10 protein-coding genes and 3 pseudogenes are annotated in these 13,850 nt (G+C 67.7%); 7 read left to right on the plus strand and 6 right to left on the minus strand.

Features of this window, described 5'->3' with window-relative positions; translation table 11 throughout:
- The first annotated feature begins 188 nt into the window (after positions 1–188).
- Positions 189–1,718 carry a CoA transferase gene (locus tag ACZ5WE_RS06950; RefSeq protein WP_467685018.1) on the plus strand — a complete coding sequence of 510 codons (1,530 nt, stop codon included), beginning with the start codon at positions 189–191 and terminating at the stop codon, positions 1,716–1,718.
- A gap of 251 nt (positions 1,719–1,969) precedes the next feature.
- Positions 1,970–2,899 carry an ADP-ribosylglycohydrolase family protein gene (locus ACZ5WE_RS06955; RefSeq protein ID WP_467685017.1) on the plus strand — a complete coding sequence of 310 codons (930 nt, stop codon included), beginning with the start codon at positions 1,970–1,972 and terminating at the stop codon, positions 2,897–2,899.
- 57 nt (positions 2,900–2,956) lie between these two features.
- Here the strand turns inward: ACZ5WE_RS06955 and ACZ5WE_RS06960 are convergent.
- Positions 2,957–3,435 (minus strand): annotated as a pseudogene (locus ACZ5WE_RS06960) (hypothetical protein).
- An 849-nt stretch (positions 3,436–4,284) separates the two neighbouring features.
- Here ACZ5WE_RS06960 and ACZ5WE_RS06965 point away from each other — a divergent pair.
- The 3 genes from ACZ5WE_RS06965 (at position 4,285) to ACZ5WE_RS06975 (ending at position 7,122) form a co-directional block, all read left to right on the plus strand.
- A complete protein-coding gene (locus ACZ5WE_RS06965) occupies positions 4,285–4,920 on the plus strand; it encodes a TetR/AcrR family transcriptional regulator (protein ID WP_467685015.1) in 636 nt (211 codons plus the stop codon).
- Positions 4,917–5,828, plus strand: a complete 912-nt coding sequence (locus tag ACZ5WE_RS06970) for an SDR family oxidoreductase (RefSeq protein WP_467685013.1) — start codon at positions 4,917–4,919, stop codon at positions 5,826–5,828. The genes ACZ5WE_RS06965 and ACZ5WE_RS06970 overlap by 4 nt, the downstream gene beginning before the upstream one ends.
- Before the next feature lie 397 nt (positions 5,829–6,225).
- Positions 6,226–7,122 carry an aminoglycoside phosphotransferase family protein gene (locus ACZ5WE_RS06975; RefSeq protein ID WP_467685011.1) on the plus strand — a complete coding sequence of 299 codons (897 nt, stop codon included), beginning with the start codon at positions 6,226–6,228 and terminating at the stop codon, positions 7,120–7,122.
- Positions 7,123–8,333: 1,211 nt separating this feature from the next.
- Here the strand turns inward: ACZ5WE_RS06975 and ACZ5WE_RS06980 are convergent.
- Both ACZ5WE_RS06980 and ACZ5WE_RS06985 read right to left on the minus strand, forming a co-directional pair.
- Complete coding sequence (locus tag ACZ5WE_RS06980) at positions 8,334–9,233, minus strand: aminoglycoside phosphotransferase family protein (RefSeq protein ID WP_467685010.1); 900 nt, start codon at positions 9,231–9,233, stop codon at positions 8,334–8,336.
- A 133-nt stretch (positions 9,234–9,366) separates the two neighbouring features.
- Positions 9,367–9,586 (minus strand): annotated as a pseudogene (locus ACZ5WE_RS06985) (hypothetical protein); the annotation flags it as partial.
- 526 nt (positions 9,587–10,112) lie between these two features.
- Here ACZ5WE_RS06985 and ACZ5WE_RS06990 point away from each other — a divergent pair.
- The gene (locus tag ACZ5WE_RS06990) at positions 10,113–11,108 is read left to right on the plus strand and encodes a phosphotransferase family protein (RefSeq protein WP_467685008.1); all 996 of its coding nucleotides are present in this window, start codon (positions 10,113–10,115) and stop codon (positions 11,106–11,108) included.
- Positions 11,109–11,279: 171 nt separating this feature from the next.
- Positions 11,280–12,098 (plus strand): phosphotransferase family protein, encoded by an 819-nt coding sequence (locus ACZ5WE_RS06995; RefSeq protein ID WP_467685006.1) that lies wholly within the window; start codon positions 11,280–11,282, stop codon positions 12,096–12,098.
- A 10-nt stretch (positions 12,099–12,108) separates the two neighbouring features.
- On the opposite strand, the pseudogene ACZ5WE_RS07000 reads toward ACZ5WE_RS06995, so the two are convergent.
- From ACZ5WE_RS07000 to ACZ5WE_RS07010, 3 genes and pseudogenes are all read right to left on the minus strand, one after another.
- Positions 12,109–12,357: pseudogene (locus ACZ5WE_RS07000) on the minus strand (transposase); the annotation flags it as partial.
- A 98-nt stretch (positions 12,358–12,455) separates the two neighbouring features.
- Entirely contained in the window at positions 12,456–13,322 is an 867-nt protein-coding gene (locus ACZ5WE_RS07005) for a GNAT family N-acetyltransferase (protein WP_467685004.1), read from the minus strand.
- 77 nt (positions 13,323–13,399) lie between these two features.
- Positions 13,400–13,831: a hypothetical protein gene (locus tag ACZ5WE_RS07010; RefSeq protein ID WP_467685002.1), complete on the minus strand. Its 432-nt coding sequence runs from the start codon at positions 13,829–13,831 to the stop codon at positions 13,400–13,402.
- Between the last annotated feature and the right edge of the window lie 19 nt (positions 13,832–13,850).

The raw sequence follows: 13,850 nt of genomic DNA on the forward strand, positions 1-13,850 counted from the left end.
CATCGGCGAACCCCCGGCCGAGCGCGAACCCCCCGCCGACCGCGAGCCCACGCACATCGCCCTGACACGCGACTACGGCGAGACCTCCGACGCCCGAGTCGCCCTCCGGGGCGCGGCGTGTGCCCGCTACCCGCAGCGAGCCCGTCCCGACATCCTCACCCTGCACAGATGCAAAGGCGGCAGTATCCATGAGCGCCGAAGAACTCACCGACCGCATCCAGAAGGCCGTCGCCCACCCGCTCACCGGTGACGACGGCTTCGACATCCACCAGGCCCTGCGCGAGGTCCTCGCCTCGGCCGACCTCCACCCCGAGGACAGCGGCGGCAGGATCAGTTTCCTCGGCAGCGACCCGGTCGTCCCGAGCATCATGCGTCTTGGCGCCGTGCCCGCCCTGGGCATGACCGCCAAGTCCGTTGCCCTGGCGGCTCTTTGGCGCCAACGCGGCGGCGAAGGTCAGGACATCACCATGGACCTGCGCAAGGCCCCGCACCGGCTCTGCCCCTTCTACGACAAGAAGTGGGAGCTGCTCAACGGCTACCCGGGCGGCGCACCCTCGGACCCGGCCAACCCGCTCGGCTTCGACTTCTACCAGGCACGCGACGGCCGCTGGGTCATGCCGCTCAATCCCTACCCGAAGATCAAGAACGCCGTCTACAAGCTCCTGCGCACCTGGCCCGAGAAGGAGGCCGTCGCGGACGCCGTCGCCACGTGGAACGCCTCCGACCTGGAGCAGGCCGGCGAAGAGATCGGCGTGGTGATGCCCGTGCTGCGAACCACCGAGGAGTTCCTCAGGGAGCCGGCCTACGAGCACATTGCCCGGGAACCGCTCATCAAGATCGAAAAGATCGGCGACAGCGAACCCGAACCCCTTGCGCCCGCCGCTGACCAGCCGCTCTCGGGCGTACGCGCCCTGGGTATGGGGCACATCATCGCGGGCGCCGGTGTCGGCCGCGACCTAGCCCAGCACGGTGCGGACGTACTGAACGTCTGGCGGCCCAACGAGCTGGAGCACGACTCCACGTACAACAGTGCCAACGTCGGCGTCCGCTCCACCACCATCGATCCCTACGGCCCCGCGGGGCAGGCGCAGATCCGCCAACTGCTGGGTGACGCCGACATCTTCTACGCCAACCGCCGCCCCGGCTACCTGGAGAAGATCGGCCTGAGCGCCGAACAGGCCGCGGCGATCCGCCCCGGCATCATCCACGTCAGCCTCTCGCTCGCCGGGGAGACCGGCCCCTGGGCCCACCGCGTCGGCTTCGACCAGACCGCCGGTGCGCTCAGCGGCATCATGCTGATGGAGGGCCAGGACGGTGTCGCGGCCGGGCCGACCAGCACGCCCGGCCTGCCCTACATCAGCGTCGTCAACGACTACGTCCTGTCCTGGCTGGCCACCACCGGCGCGCTCGCCGCCCTGATGCGCCGCGCCACCGACGGCGGCAGCTACCGCGTCACCCTCAACCTCACCCGCATCGCCGCCTGGATCCTCAGCCTCGGCGTCTTCGACCGTACCTACGCACGGGCAACCGCCCTCAATCCCGACCCCGACTCCCCCCACGCCTACCTCGACCCGGACACCTTCACCGCCGACACCCCCTGCGGCCACTACCAGGGCGTCACCGACCAGGTGCTCATGTCCCGGACGCCGGGCCGCTTCCGCGACATCCTGGTCCCCCGCGGCAGCAGCGCCCCCGTCTGGCTCCCCCGCCACAGCTGACCGTTCACACGGGCGGCCTCGCGACCGAGGTCGGCGGGCACCTGGTGGACAAATCACGGCGGTGATCGGCGCTTTTCCACCGCCATCGGACGGCTCTCGACGCCGCCGTCGCCCACCTACGGGTGCTGCCCGGACACGAGGCACCAACGCGGTGTCGTCTGCTCGACGGCCCCCGGCCGGCTGACTACGGTTGCGGAGCCGCAGGAGGAGTAGGGCCACGGCCGTCTGCGCGGCACAGATAGCCTGCGCGAATGAAGCGGATTGAGCGGGCCGTTGGCGTGATCGTCGGCTCAGCGGTGGGTGACGCGCTGGGTGGCCCCTTCGAGTTCGGACCCCCGGGAGCGTTCTCCGCGCGGTTTCCCGCGCCTGGTGCCGGTGACGAGATGTGCGGAGGTGGTGGCTGGGACCCCGGCGAGGCGACCGACGACACGCAAATGGCCGTCCTGGTCGCGGAGTCGCTGCTGGAGCGGGGCGGACTGGAACTGCCGGACATCTTCGCCCGATTCCAGCGGTGGGCAGCATCAGAACCGAAGGACATCGGCCTGCAGACCGAAGACGTCCTGACCAACGGCATGCCCTGGAATCTCGCCGCCGCGATTCATTTCCAGGTCAACCAACGAGCAGCGGGAAACGGCTCCTTGATGCGGGCATCGACCTCCGCAGTCCACTTCGCAGCCGCAGGCCAGGCAGCCACCATGGACGCGGCCCGCCGCATCGCTGCCCTGACCCACGGCGACCGCGCGGCCTGGGAAGGCACCGCGATCTTCCACGAACTCATCCGCGTGATCTTCGAGGACACCGACCCCCTCACACTGCTCCCGGACATCCTGGCTCTTGTCCACCCCGACCACCGCGGCCGCTACGCCACCGTCCTCGCACCCGGCTGGCACCCCGATCAGGCGACCGAGTTCAACGGCGCCGTCTGGCCCTGCCTGGGCTCCGCCGTCTGGGCCCTGCGCACCACCACCAGTTTCGAAGAAGCGATACGCGCGGCGATCGACCTCGGCGGTGACACGGACACCGTCGCCGCGGTGACCGGAGGCCTCGCCGGGGCGTACTACGGCCTGGAGGCAATCCCCGCCCACTGGACCCAGCCGCTCCATGTCCCCCTCCCAGGATTCGACGGACGCGTGCTGCACCTGGCAGATCTGCTCCACCTTGCACACCGCCTCGGAGGCTGAACCGGGTACTACTCCGCGCTGGCACACTCCACGGACTCCAGCCCTCGGCTGCGGCAGTCACCTGACCAGTGACTCCGCAAGGAGGACGACTCGATCAGTTTCGACATCGAATCCGAGCACCGGAGAACCATGGGAACCCTCCGGATGCATCACCGGCTTACCCGACCGCCGCCCGATCTCCCGCAGGAAGCCACAGAACACATCGAGGCGCTCCTGCCCCTGCAACTCCCGCAGGCCAACGTCGAATCGATCCCCTCGTCCGAGTAGAAGCGGAAGATCGCCAGTGCATCAGCGCTCAGCCGGACACGCAGGCTCGGGCACTCAGCATCCGCAGGTCGAGACAGCGCGGCCTCCGCCCGCGGCAGGGGAAGTACTCTCCCCTTCGGAGTACTGCCACTTCCAGCCCCTCTCCACGACGAGATCCAGTACGTCCGGCCAGTTGTGCCCCGAGGCATCAGGGACACTCACGTCCGGTAGCGAACCATCAGGTCCGGATCGAAGAAACACTTCACGTCATCCCACAGCAGATCAGTCAAACCGCCATACTGCCCGGCACCCGAGCTCAAGCCAGCCTTGTTTTCCCTGATCAAGGGCATAGAGGCCTGCAGGAGCAGAGGCGCGGCAGTCCTTACGGCAGCAGCATTTCAGGGCGTCACAGGGAGGGAGGCCACGGTGCCGCCGTGGCGGAGGGTTTCGCGCAGGGTGGCATTCTCCGCTTCGAGTTCGGCGTTTCGCAGGCTCAGCGCCTGGATGTGGTTGGCGTAGGACGCTTCTTCCGGACCTTGGTTCGGGCGGACTTCGCACGCTGCTGCCCGCACGTAGTGAAGAGATCGACGAAGCCGAGGCGAGTGGTCAGGTGTGGCGGGACGAGGTCCGAGCGCGTCCGACAGCTCAGCAGGATCGGGAGGCCTGGCCCGCTTGTCGAGGTGAACGCGGACTCCTTCGAGGTTGAGCTGTACGAGCGCGCATCCGATCCCCGGGTGCTTTCAATCGATCGCGCTCAGAGGTCACAGGCTGGGCAGTATGCCAGGCATGTGCGGCGACTTCGAGTGCGTCAGCAGCGTCAAGGAAGTTGAGCAGTAGCCTTCAGATCATCTGATCGTTGATCGGGTGTGTCGTTGACTGACGCCCCGTGGGCGACGATCGAGCCGTTGCTGCCGGATGCCGCCCTCCCCCGGCATCACGGTCCTGGATCCGGACCTGCCCGTTCGCTGCGTGAAGCCCCGGCGGGGCTATGGCATTGCGGCCGGGCCGCTCGCTGCGGATCCGGCGTCCTCTTCGACTGACAGCGCCCTGCGCCCTGCGCCCGGAACCGGAGTTCGTCATGGATGGTCTCCGCGTGGTTTAATAAATGAACAGGCATTTATTAATGAAAGGTGGCGGTGGTGGCACGTCCCCGAGGGGTTGCGGATGCGGTGATCCTGGATGCGGCGGTGCAGGTCATGGGGCGGGTGGGTCCCGCAGGGCTCACATTGGCTGCCGTGGCGCGCGAGGTCGGGTTGGTGCCAGGAACCGTGGTGCAGCGATTCGGTTCCAAGCACGGCCTGCTTCTGGCGCTCGCGGATCGGTCTGAGAAGCACGCGAGCGAGATGGCCGGACAAGCGCGCCAGTCGCACGGCACGGCGCTCGGGGCCCTGGCGTCGCTGACGGTGGAGTCGGCGGCTGCGATGGCCACGCCGGAGAGCTTCGCCAATCATCTGGCGTTCCTGTGCATGGATCTTGGCGATCCGCAGCTCTACGAGCGTGCCCTGGCCGTTCATCTCGCTCACAAACGGGCGATCGAGGAACTGCTGACGGAGGCGGTCGGTACGGGCGAGCTCCGCTCCAAAACCGATGCCGCAGCGTTGGCCCGCACCGTACAGGCGATCATCGCTGGTGCGGGCCTGACCTGGGCACTCGAACGCGAAGGCTCCCTCGAACAGCGACTCCGGGAAGAGCTCGACATCGTGCTGTCCCCTCACCTTCCGCCCCGACATAGTCACCTTCCGCCCCGGCACAGCCCCAATCTGGAGGAATCGTGACGACTGAAGCACGCCCCCTGACCGGAAAGGTGGCCCTGGTCGCCGGCGGTACCCGGGGCGGCGGACGGGGCATCGCCGTCGAACTCGGCGCCGCTGGCGCGACGGTGTACGTCACCGGCCGCAGTAGCACTGGTGGGCGCTCCGACCTGGACCGCCCGGAAACCATCGAGCAGACCGCCGAGAAGGTCACTGCCGCAGGCGGCCTGGGCATTCCCGCCAAGACCGACCACAGCCGTCCCGGCGACGTCCAAGCCCTCGTGAACAAGATCGCCGCCGAGCAGGACGGACAGCTCGACATCCTGGTCAACTCCGTATGGGGCGGAGACCCGCTGACTGACTGGGAACACCCTTTGTGGGAGCAGGATCTGGACACCGGTCTGCGGATGCTGCGACAGGCGGTGGAGACCCACATCATCACCAGCCGGTTCGCGCTTCCCCTCATGGTCGCCCGCAAGAGCGGTCTGGTCGTGGAGGTCACCGACGGCAACACGGACCGCTACCGGGGCACGTTCTTCTACGACCTGGCGAAGTCCGCGGTCATTCGCCTCGCCGTCGCCCAAGCCGCCGAGCTCAAGCCTCATGGCATCGCCGCCGTGGCCATTACGCCTGGCTTCCTGCGCTCGGAGGCCATGCTGGAACACTTCGGTGTCACCGAGGCCAACTGGCACGAAGGCGCGGCCCAGGACCCGAACTTCGCCCACTCCGAGACCCCGGCCTACCTGGGCCGGGCAGTCGCCGCCCTGGCCGCCGACCCCGACATCATCACCAAGACCGGACAGGCGCTGGCCACCTGGGGCCTGTACAAGGAGTACGGCTTCACCGACGCCGACGGCACGCAACCGGACTTCGCCGCTCACTGGGCCAAGAACCTGGAAGAGCAGTACGGGCCCCTCGGGGAACCGCTGTAACCCTGGCCGGCAGCGGAGGCCGCGGCGTTCATCGCCCGGCTCACCCAGAACCCTCCGCGCTGACGCCCTTCCCAGCAGCGGCTCGGCTCCTGCGCGCGCAGGATGATACGAGACCGTTGCGATCGCCATCCGGTCTCGCCCGAAGAACAACAGCGACCGAACAGTCCGACCAACATGCCTACTTCAGCGTCCCGACCCAAGTGATCTGTTCCGAAGCCGCGGCTGTGACCTGGGGCTGCCAGGATGGTTGAGGCACCTGGGTGGTCGAAAAACTCACTTGATCCGGGCCCTGGCGTATGAATACTGGCTGTCGTCTCAGTTGATCTGGTCTGTTTCCGGTGTTTCGAGTTGGACTGGCGGAAGAGCGTGCGAGAGGCGTGCGAGAAATGTGTGAGAGATGACCATGCACGATGACCAAGTGGACGTGACCACTGAAACGGTTGCGACTTTGATCCAGGACCAGTTCCCTCAGTGGAGCGGCAAGCCGATCCGACTCCTGCCGTCGACCGGGACGGTCAACGCCATCTTCCGCATCGGTAACGACCTCTCGGCGCGTTTCCCCCTGCGTCTGGCCGATGCCGCCGAGGCGCTGGCAGTTCTGGAACAGGAAGCCCAGGCGAGCGCGGAGCTGGCACAGGTGTCTCAGTTCCCGGCCCCGGAACCCGTCGCCTTGGGAAAGCCCGGAGCGGGTTACCCCATGCCGTGGTCGGTCCAGACATGGCTGCCGGGAACGGTCGCCTCGGAAGCCGACCCGAGTGGGTCGGACGCTTTTGCCGAGGACCTCGCGGCCTTCATCTCAGCCCTCCGGGAGGCCGAGACGCGGGGGCGGCTTTTCAGCGGCGACGGTCGTGGCGGCGTTCTCGCTCACCACGACGATTGGATGGCGAAGTGCTTCGAGGAGAGTCAGGGCCTGCTCGACGTGCCCCGGCTGCGCCAGGTGTGGAGCCGCCTTCGGGAGTTGCCACGCACGGGCGCCGACGTGATGAGCCATCGTGACTTGATCCCGGGCAATGTTCTGGTCACGGGAGACCGGCTCAGCGGCGTACTCGACACCGGCGGCTTCGGCCCGGCCGACCCCGCTCTGGATCTGGTCAGCGCATGGCACCTGTTGCAGCCAGGCCCACGGGAAGTGCTCCAGCGGACACTGGGCTGTGACGATCTGGAGTGGGAGCGCGGCAAGGCATGGGCGTTCCAACAGGCGATGGGTGTTGTCTGGTACTACGTCGAGAGCAATCCGACGATGAGCCGGCTGGGGCGCCGGACACTCGACCGCATTCTGGAGTCGATGGAGTGATGCTGTCCCGGTTATAGGCCGTGATAGAGACGATCGCTTTGCTGTCCCACCGACGGCTGCCGCCAACGGAAATGATCACCTGAGGCGCCGAGCGAACCGTGCCAGATCATTTGAGACAGGGATCAGATCGGCTGAGCGGAACCGTCAGGCTGAACTCGCCGATACAGCGAACAGTCTGGCTGCGTGGGTAAGTTCGGGCTGCGTCGGTAAGTTCGGGGTTCTGGCACATGCCTTGGGGAGCCGTCGCGGAGCGTTACCCCGTTGTTCGTCTGCGAGGAGACGGGTTCGCGTGAGACCGCGTACGCCTTGTCGTCCAGCTATCAGAATTGACGCCCCCTCAGGTCGCTTTCGCCCGCTGCTGCGGTCGGTTGTGGCCGGTGATGGTGCTGGTGCTGATCAGGCACACCGATGCACTGGTCTGGGACTCGCTGGTGCTGGAGGGGATCGAAGATGTGGATACGGGTGGGGCGCGTGCGCCGATAGGGCCCGCGGCGGTGTCCCCGACGCGCTGCAGGTCGCCGACCGGTTGGGCGGCCGTACCCCGGACAGGGATCTGCAGCCGGAACGGAGCGCGGTAAGGCGCTCCCTTTCCCTCTCTACTGGGCCGGGCAGGGGCAGGGCGGCCTCTACTGGGCCGGGTAGCGGCAGGGCGGCGCAAGTGGAGCCGGGAACATCGCCTTTTGCGGGCCACGGCGCGCACGAACGCGCGAAAAGCCCATGACAGCCAGAACTGCCGTTGTCGTAACGGCGCTCGGTCACTCGCCGCCCGGTGTCTGGTGATGACCGCGCCGGAACAGACCGCTGCCGCGGTCCTCACACTCATCCCCTTCTACCGCTCCGGGCATCCAGCAGATCCTGCGGGCCTACACCCAGCACGCCGAGTTCCGTCGCGCCGCCGCGGGCCTGCGCGATGTTGAGGAGCGCCAGCGGTGACCGTACCGACGTCGCCGACCGCGGTCCGGGCTTCAAACTGGGCCCGATCGACGCTTGGGCTGAGTCTCGCTCAAAGATCCGTGAACTGTTGTTGCCCGCAGTGGGCCGCCACCCGTGCTGGGAATGCCTTGCGAGGCACGCGGGCCGGCGCGGCGGCCTGGACCTCGCGTTGCATCGGGACCGAGCCGGACTCGGCCCCGGACGGTTTTGGCGGCCGGTAGTGCTCCGCCCCTGTCAGCGAGTGCACGGCAGCCAGAAAGGATCGATCGATGCCGGCGTCACAGGCCCTTCAGGACACGCTCGAGCGCCGACCGGCCTGCAGGCCCCCAGTTCGACTTGCCGCCGGGCAGGGCACGGTCCCCGTTCTGGCCCATCAGCAGCAGGAACAGACTCTTCACCGCGGCCAGCCCCCGCGCCCGTCGGATCGCCGCCCCATCCGCCTGTGCGTAGCTGTCGAAGAACCGAGAGGCGCCGCCCGCGGGGAGCAGCACCCAGGCGGCCGCAAGGTCCCACGCCGGATCGCCGGCAAAGACGTCGCCGAAGTCGACGACGCCCGCCAGTGTGCCGTCCGCGACGACGACGTTCGCGGGATGCAGGTCGCCGTGCACCCACACCCGTGGACCGTCCCACTCGGGAGCCGCGACCGCGTCGTCCCACACCGCCCGGATGTCGCCCTCGGCGAAGCGGCCGAGGTCCACGGCCTGCAGGAAGTTCTCGAAGCCGTCGGTGCAGTCCTTGAGGTTATCGCCGCGGTCCGAGGAGTCCGGCGCGTCGGCGGGTGCCTCCATATGCAGCGCTTTGAGGAAGGCCGCCAGCATGTCGGCCGCGTGGTCGCTGCGGGTGATGGAGCCGTTGTCCAGTGGCGTGCCTTGCACCCATGTCATGACGGTCCAGATCTTGGGGAACCGCTCAGACGGTGCACCGCTCCGCACCGGAGTCGGGATCGGAAGCGGCAGTCGCGAGGCCAGGGTTGGCAGCCAGCGGCGCTCCTTGAGCTGCGGATCGGGGTGCTTGTCCATCCGCTGCATCCGGACGGCCAAGTCGTCCCCGAGGCGCCACATCTGGTTGCCCCAGCCACCCGCCACCTCGCGGATGGGCAGCTCGGCAAGGTCCGGATGCTGTTCCCGCAGCAGGTCGCGGACCAGATCCTCGCTGATCTCAAGCTCCGACTCGATCATGCGGAGTCACAGTACTTGAGGCGGGCGGAGCCGATCCTGCCCTTCGGGGATCCAGATCCCCGGCTGCATCCTCCAAGCTCTCTCAACCTGCAGGGAAGCACCGAAGGGCAGGCGGCCCTCGCATGGACCATCGGCGGAAGATCGCCAACTCATCGGCCGTCAGCCAGACCCGCAGGTCCAGGCACTCGGCATCCACCGGGCGGGACAGCACGGCGTCTCGCCAGGGGCGCCGGAAGCACCGTCTCCCCTTCGGTATACCGGTAACTTCCAGCCCTTCTCCGGGACAAGATCAAGGACCGTCTGCCAGTCCACCACCGCCGCATTCGGCACCGCACGTCCGACAACGACCCCATCAAGTCCCGGACGAAGAAGCACTTCACGTCATCCCTCTGCAGATCGGCGCTCCGTTCGCCTGCGGCATCACGCAGCCGTCGGCAATGTCGCGGCGTTCGGCAGCACAGGCCTGTCGACGTGTGGGGGCGTGGGCCATGAGCGTGATCGCGGCCCCCTGGCCGCAATCGGCTGCTCCCGGCGCGTGAGGCAGGCCAAGCAGGCAGCGAAGAGAGGTCTTGCCGGTATTGGCAGTATTGACGGTATTGACGGACGCAGTGAAGTGCTTGGTTCCGCTGTTTGATAACGGCAAAATGCCTGGTGAAGGAGTCTGTTCCCCCGCACACGCGGGCGTGGTCCCAGCTCAGGCCGGACCGCGACTTCGCCCTCCACTTGCTCCCCGCACGCTCGGGGATGGTCCCGGTGCCCCCATCAGCGTGAGTGCCTGTTCTCGCATCACGCATGAAATCTTCGGAACAGTTCGTTCGGCGTTGAACGACGACCCGCGTAAAGTGCCCCAGTCATCGAGGCGGGAGGCGGGTTGTCGGCATGGCACCGAAACACGTGACGCGGGATCAGTTGGCGGGTGCGGCGCGGGCCGCGCTGGGCGGCGTGCGGCGGCTGGAGGCGGTCGAGCGACTCACGGGTGGTACTACGAAGGGCGTCTACCGGCTGACGATGGACGACGCCGTGACGGCGATCGCCTATGTGTGGGGAGACTTTGAGAGCTACTGGCCCGTCACCGAGCGGGACGGCGATCTCGCCGACCCGTTCTCGCCCGCCATCGGGCTCGACCTGTTCGAGGCCGCGCACGCGCGGTTGGAGGCGCTGGGACTTCGGGTGCCGGAGATTCACCTGGTCGACCGTGACCGCACCCACTACCCGGCTGACCTCGCGATCGTCGAGGATGTGCCCGGCGAGAGTCTGATGGACCTGTCCAACCGCGACCCGCACGCTGCGGAGCCGACCATGATGCGCCTGGCTGAGAGCCTGGCGATGATGCGTGGTCACCGGGCGCCGTCGTTCGGCAAAGTGGCGCTTATCGACGCGGGCGGCACGTCACGTTCGACCTCCTGCGAGCAGGCAGCGCTCGACTTCGCGCTGCGCTGCCTTGACGAGGCGAGCGCCCGCGACCACAGGATCGCTGCGGCCCGGGATCAGTTGGAGGAGCGGCTACGTCGACTGACCGCTGCGGTGCGGCCACGCGCCGAGTACTCGCTCGTCCACGGCGAGCTGGGCCTGGACCACGTCATGGTCGATCAAGACGGCCGTCCCGTTGTCATCGACATCGAGAACCTTTCGTACTTCGACGTCGAGTGGGAGCACGTATTCCTACGTCTTCGCCATACGGAGCGCCAGTATCAGCAGCTGGCGGTGGACGGCCTCGACGAGGACCGCCTTGCGCTCTACAAACTGACACAGCATCTGTCGCTGACAGCCGGCCCGCTGCGCCTGCTCGAAGGAGGCTTCCCCGACCGGGAGTTCATGCGAGGGATCGCCGAGCATCATCTCAACGAGGCGCTGGCGATGGCCCCGGCGGGTTGACAACGCGACCCGCGTGTTCGAGGCGGGCCAGGGGGATCTCCGAGATCGTCGGCCGCAGGAAGCCAGAAGCGACTTCGAAATGACATCGGCGCTCGGACGGCGCGCAGCCCGTGAGATCCGGTGTCTCGACTCCGGCTCAGGAGCGTGGAGTGCCTGGCATGATCCCTTCCTATGGGTTCTGGTGGATGGAGCACTCACACGGTGGAGGTGGCTGCCGACCAGGTGGTCAAACGGTTCCCCGGCGGAGACGGCGGGCGTGCTCAGCGCGAATGGCACGCCTTGCAACTCCTGTCCGCGCATGCACCAGGGCTGGTCCCTGAGCCCCGCGAGGCGGACCTCAGTACGGCAGGGTCAACCGTGGTGATGTCCCGGCTTGTTGGTGTGCCCTTGCGTGGCTGCGCCTTGAGAGACGAGCAGGTCACGGCACTGGCTGAGGCAGCGCGCACGATGTATGCCGCGGTGCCCACCGAGACGCTCCGCGGAATGCCGATCAGACCCGGACAGCAGAGCGATCTCATCGCCCACCTCAGGGCGTGGGCAGTGACGGCCCGCCCCAGGGCCGCAGATGGCCCGGTGGCCCTGGCCATGGACCGCGGGCTGGACTGGCTCGCCGGCTCAGGCCTGGATGCGGATGGTTCTGTCGATGTTCCCCCGGTTTTCGGCCCGGGAGATGGCAACCTCGCCAACTATCTCTGGGATGGCTCCAGTGTCCGGGTGGTCGATTTCGAGGACTCAGGTCGCAGCGACCGCGCCTTCGAGCTTGCGGAAATCACCGAGCACGTGGGGAGCTGGGTGGAGCACCCGCTCGATGTCCCCTCGTTCCTACGGCACTTCGACCTGACCGCATCCGAATCCGCACGGCTCGATCACTGCCGTCGGCTCCTCGCCCTGGTCTGGCTGTTCCTCCTGAACTTCGACCACCACAACGCGAAGAACCCGGTTGGCACGGTGGAGCGGCAGGCTGACCGTCTGATGGGCCTGCTTACCTGACCGGGGCGTGGACCTGCGTGAGGATTCGATCCCAGGCCCCGTACTCCGTCCACCGGCGCAGCCGCTCATGGCAGGTCCTCCACGGCCCGTACCGCTCCGGCAGATCCCGCCACGGTGCACCCGTGCGGACCTTCCACAAGATTCCGTCGATGACTTGGCGATGATCCCGTCACCGGCCACGACGCCCGTCGTTGGAGCGCGGCAACAGCGGCATGATCCGCGCCCAGGCCGCATCGGTCAATCCACCACGACGAATCACCCAACCATCATCGAACCCCTACCCACCCCATGTCCTCAACGGGCGTCGGCCCCAGCCAGGTCAGCGACGCGGCCCTGGCCGGCGCCGCTGCCTGATTCTCAGGCGGCTCGGACGACGTCCAGCCGTTCGGGCGACGGCTCGTATCCAGCCGCCTTGTACGTGGCGACGGCGCCGGTGTTCGAGCTCTCAGCGGCGACGAGCGCGCTGGAAGCACCCATCTCGCGCAGTGCCGCCGCAGCGGCGACGCTGATCGCCGTCCCGTGTCCGCGGCCACGGTGGTCGGCGTGGACTCCCATCGGCTCCAGCAGACCGGGCTTGCCGGGCCCGGCCGACCAGACCGTCGTCGCGGCCACCGCGTTGTCCTGGTCGTCGTAGCCGATCAGACAGCGGGCGTCGGCGTACACCGGCCCGGCCGCCAGCACGTGCCAGACCTCCTCGGTGAACACCGGACTTGCGAACGCCGAGCGGTGCACCGCGGTCCGCGCCCCCGCCGTCTGCGGACCGGCCACCTCGATCCGCAGCCCGGAGTCCTCCACCGGCTCGGAAAGGTCGCGGCGCAACGGCGTCCACGGCTCGTCCAGATTCCAGCCCGCCTCAAGAAGGATCTCGCGGAGCAGGGCGCCGTTGGGGACCTCGAGGCCGACCTTCCCGGGCGGCAGGACCCCGCGCTCCGGATCGTCGAGGTCCGCCAGCAGCTGCCGCGCCAGAGCCTCGTCCTGCCGCAGGTCCGGCGCGGTCGTAAGCCGCAGCACATCGGGACCGTCCAGGTAACCGACGGCAATGATCCGCCCGTCCGCGCTCCAGGTACGGACAGCGGCAGCCAGCCTCTCCGCGCCCAGCGCCCAGGCCCAGCCGAGGTCCCCCGGATGGAGCTGCAGCGGCGTCCGGTCGTCCTGCCATGCGCGGAGCGCGTCCACGACCCCGGTCAGCCCGTCGACGACGGGCTCGTTCAAAACGATCGCCATATGCCCGTACACAACACCACCGCGGCAACCGGCCGCACCCGATTTTTACTCAGTCAGACAGATCGACAGGACAGGCCCTAGTTGGGGAGGGTGGCGGTCTGCAGCCAGATGGTCTTGTGGCCCTTCTTCGACTCGTAGCCGCGCAGCTTGATCTGGCGGTTCTCCTTCAGGTCGAAGTAGCAGGTCTTGGAGTACCTGCTGTCACCATTGCTGTCCTTGCAGTAGCGGTACTTGCCGCTGCCGTCGGAGATCCGGACACCCATCGAACGGCCGTCGACGTCAATGTCGTTGACGATGACCTTGTCCTTCGTGTCGCAAAGGGTCACCTTGCCGACGATGTACGTCTGGCCGTTCTCCTTCTGCGTGTACTGCACCCCGTGGCAGTCGGCCTTCTTCGCCTGGACGGCCTGGGCGCCAGAGGCGGCCGTGGCGGGCGATGCGGCTGCCGTGCCGAAGGCCACGCCGGTGGCGGCGAGGGCGACGGCGGCCATGCGGATCTTGCGCTTCATGTTGTGCGGCATCCTTCTG

It is taken from the genome of Streptomyces sp. NPDC033180 (assembly GCF_055577645.1).